The sequence below is a fragment of the Bradyrhizobium sp. genome, assembly GCF_019244115.1.
Lineage (GTDB): Bacteria > Pseudomonadota > Alphaproteobacteria > Rhizobiales > Xanthobacteraceae > Bradyrhizobium.
In genome coordinates, this window is record NZ_JAFATE010000864.1 from 1 (window position 1) to 3,865 (window position 3,865).

Here is a 3,865-nt window from a genome sequence, read left to right on the forward strand (position 1 = left end):
AGAATGCCGAGCAGGATGAAGAAGCCGGGCGGCAGCACCGCAGATATGATCAGCAGCAGATAGAGTTCCGGTATCGAATTCCAGATCTCGATCACGCGCTGGAAGATCAGATCGGTCCAGCCGCCGAAATAGCCCTGCACGCCGCCGGCTGCGACGCCGATGATCGAGGAAAACAGCGTTAGCGTCAGCCCGAACAGCACGGAAATGCGGAAGCCGTAAATCAGTCGTGCCACGACATCGCGGCCCTGGTCATCGGTGCCGAGCCAGTTGTATTCGAGATCGCGGCAGCCCTTGAGGCCCTTCTTCTCCACCACCTGTTTGCACTGCGCCTCGGTCAGCATCCAGGTCGGCGCTGACGGCGCCGGCGTCGGCAGGTCGAGATTATGCGTATCGTAGTGGTAGCGGATCGGTGGCCAAACGACCGTGCCGCCCTTGTCCGCGATCAGCTTCTGAAGATAGGGATCGCGGTAATCAGCCGCGGTCTCGAAGTCGCCGCCAAAAGTCGTCTCGGAGTAGCTGACGAAAGCCGGCCAGTACCAGTGCCCATTGAAATTGATGAACAGCGGGCGATCATTGGCGATCAGCTCGGCGAACAGCGAGACGACGAACAGGATCGAGAAGATCCAGAACGACCAATAGCCGCGGCGGTTGGCCTTAAAATTCTGCCAGCGCCTGCGATTGAGGGGCGAGACATGAAAGCGCGCGGGCGCGGCCGGCGCGGGCTCGACCGGAGGCGGCAGCGGCTTCCTGGTGGTCTTGACCGGGGGAGGCGCGATGACCGTCATCAGACCTCCCGGCTTTCAAAATCGATCCGCGGATCGATCCACATATAGGTGAGATCGGAGATCAGGTTGACCACTAAACCGAGCAGCGAAAAAATGTAGAGCGTGCCGAACACGACAGGATAATCGCGGTTGAGAACGCTCTCAAAGGACAACAGACCGAGTCCGTCGAGCGAAAAGATTGTCTCGATCAGCAGCGAGCCCGAGAAGAAGGCGTGGATGAACGTGCCGGGGAAGCCCGCGATCACGATCAGCATCGCGTTGCGGAAAATATGGCCGTACAGAACCTGCCGTTCGCTGCAGCCCTTGGCACGCGCCGTCATCACATATTGCTTGCGGATCTCGTCAAGAAACGAGTTCTTGGTGAGCAGCGTCATGGTGGCGAACGCGCTCAGCGCCATCGAGATCAGGGGCAGCGTGATGTGCCAGAAATAGTCGATGATCTTCCAGTACCAGGGAAACTGCGACCAGCCGTCCGAGGTCAGCCCGCGCAGCGGGAAGATGTTGAGGAACGAGCCGCCGGCGAACAGGATGATCAGGAGGATCGCGAACAGGAAACCCGGAATCGCATAGCCGACGATGATGACAGCCGAGGTCCAGGTATCGAAGCGCGAGCCGTCCATCACCGCCTTGCGGATGCCAAGCGGGATCGAAATCAGATAGGTCAGGAGCGTCATCCAGATCCCGAGCGAGATCGAGACCGGCATCTTCTCCTTGATCAGCTGCAGCACGCTGATGTCACGGAAATAGCTTTTTCCGAAATCGAACCGCGCAAAGTTCCACAACATCAGCGCGAAGCGCTCAGGCGCCGGTTTGTCGAAGCCGAACTGTTTTTCCAGGCTCTTGATGAAGTCGGGATCGAGGCCCTGGGCGCCGCGATATCTCGAGTTGATCTCGCCGGCTCCCGCTCCCGTCGGCCCGGCGCGCGCGAGATCGCCGCCGCCGCCCGAGATGCGCGAGGTCCCTCCGGTGTCGGACCCGGAGAGCTGCGCGATGACGCGTTCGACCGGACCGCCCGGCGCGAACTGCACGACGACGAACGACACGAACAGGATCCCGAACAGCGTCGGAATCATGAAGAGAATGCGGCGGGCGATATAGGCGCTCATAATCTACTTCGCCTGATCGAGCTTGGCGGCTTTAGTCGCGTCGTACCACCACAGCGTCCGTTCGCCGAGCCCCGAGGAATAATTGTCGGTCTGATAGCGCGGCAGGGTCTTCGGATGATCGAACACATCCCAATAGGCCACCGGATGCGTGTTCCGATACCATTGCGGCACCCAGTACCGCCCGGCGCGGAACACTCGATCGAATGCATGGCATGCGGTCGTAAGATCGGCGCGGGCGGGCGCTGCGATGATCTTCTCCATCAGCACGTCGATGACCGGATCGGCGATGCCCGCCAGATTGTATGAACCCTTGGTCTTGGCCGCCTGCGACGAAAAGAACGGGCGCATGGCGTCGCCGGGCGTCGCCGACAAGCTATAGCGCTCCATCGTCATGTCGAAGTCGAAATCCTCCACCCGTGCGCGGTACTGGACGGCATCAACGAGCCTCAGGGTCGCGTCGATCCCTAGCGTGCGGAGGTTCTTGACGTAGGGCGCGTGGATCGGTTCGAACGCCTGCTCTTCGTACAGGAATTCGATGCTGAACACCTCGCCGCTCGGCGAAACCCGCTTGCCGTCCTTCATGACGAAGCCGGCCTCGCTCAGCAATTGCTGCGCCTTACGCAGCAGCGTGCGGTCCTGGCCCGATCCATCCGAGACCGGCGGCAGGAAGGGGGCGCCGAACACTTCTTCCGGTACTTGGCCGTGGAACGGTTCCAGGAGCTTCAGCTCGTCCGGCGACGGCGGCCCCTTCGCCATCAGCTCCGAATTCTGAAAGGGCGACACGGTGCGCGAATAGGCGCCGTACATGATCGACTTGTTGGTCCACTCGAAATCGAAGGCGTCGATCAACGCCTCGCGCACGCGCGGATCCTTGAACTTGTCGCGCCGCGTGTTGACGAACCAGCCCTGCGCCCCCGATGGCGTATCGTCCGGCAGGATCTCGCGCTTCACCCGCCCGTCCTTGACCGCGGGAAAGTCGTAACGCGTCGCCCAGATGCGTGACGTGAACTCCTCACGGAACAGGTAGCTCTTGGCGGTAAAACCTTCGAAGGCGACGTCGCGGTCGCGGTAGAACTCGTAGCGCACGACGTCAAAATTGAAAGTACCGCGGTTGACCGGCAGATCGGCGGCCCACCAGTCCTTGACGCGCTCGAACTCGATGAAGCGATTGACCTCGAACTTTCCGACCTTGTACGGCCCGGAGCCGAGCGGCGTGTCCAGCGTCGATTCCTCGAACGTCCGGTTCGCATAATAGGCCTGCGAGAAGATCGGCAGGCTCACGACATAAAGCGGCACGTCGCGCGCGTGCTTCTCGGCGAATTTGACGACAACGGTCGCATCGTCAGGCGCTTCCGCGCTCACCATGTCGCGCATCTGCACGACCACCAAAGGATGCCCCTTGGCCTTGAGCGTGGTCAGCGACCAGGCGACGTCATGCGCTGTCAGTTTTGAGCCGTTGTGGAAGCGTGCCTCCGGGCGCATCGTGAAGCGATAGATCAGCTTGTCCGGCGAGATCTGCACCGACTTTGCCGCGAAGCCATACACCGCATCGGGCTCGTCGCCGGCGCGGGTCATCAGCGTCGCAAAGGTCAGGTCCATGCCCTGCGCGCCCTCGCCCTTGAGGATGAAGGCGTTGAGCGAATTGAAAGTCTGGTAGGATTGATTGTTGGTGCGCACCGCCGGCAACAGCGAGATCATGCCGCCCTTCGGCGCATCGACATTCACGTACTCGAAATGGTGGAAGTCGGCCGGATATTTCAGATCGTCGAATGCCGACATCCCATGCGACTCGATCGCGCCGTCATCGGCGCGCGCAGGTCGCCACAACGGCAGGCTTGCCGCGCCGAGCGACAGACCCAGCAGATGCCGGCGTGAAAGGCGGAACGATCGAGGCGGGCCGCTCAAGAGCGTCCGCCTGTCTTGGCCGCTTTCTCAGCGTCCCACCACCACACTGTGGGGAATCCCGAAATTCCG

Annotated in this window: 3 protein-coding genes; all 3 read right to left on the reverse strand. The window is 61.4% G+C overall.

Annotated elements, in window-relative coordinates; translation table 11 throughout:
- On the reverse strand, positions 1-785 hold a 785-nt coding region (locus JOZ76_RS36415), incomplete at its 3' end, for an ABC transporter permease (protein WP_291706205.1).
- Positions 785-1,891 (reverse strand): microcin C ABC transporter permease YejB, encoded by a 1,107-nt coding sequence (locus JOZ76_RS36420; protein ID WP_291706206.1) that lies wholly within the window; start codon positions 1,889-1,891, stop codon positions 785-787. The genes JOZ76_RS36420 and JOZ76_RS36415, both read right to left, overlap by 1 nt.
- A gap of 3 nt (positions 1,892-1,894) precedes the next feature.
- Entirely contained in the window at positions 1,895-3,796 is a 1,902-nt protein-coding gene (locus JOZ76_RS36425) for an extracellular solute-binding protein (protein ID WP_291706207.1), read from the reverse strand.
- Positions 3,797-3,865: the final 69 nt, after the last annotated feature.

Coding starts and splice junctions, on each gene's coding strand:
- JOZ76_RS36420 (WP_291706206.1), bottom strand. CDS start 1,891: ATGAGCGCCTATATCGCCCGCCGCATTCTCTTCATGATTCCGACGCTG.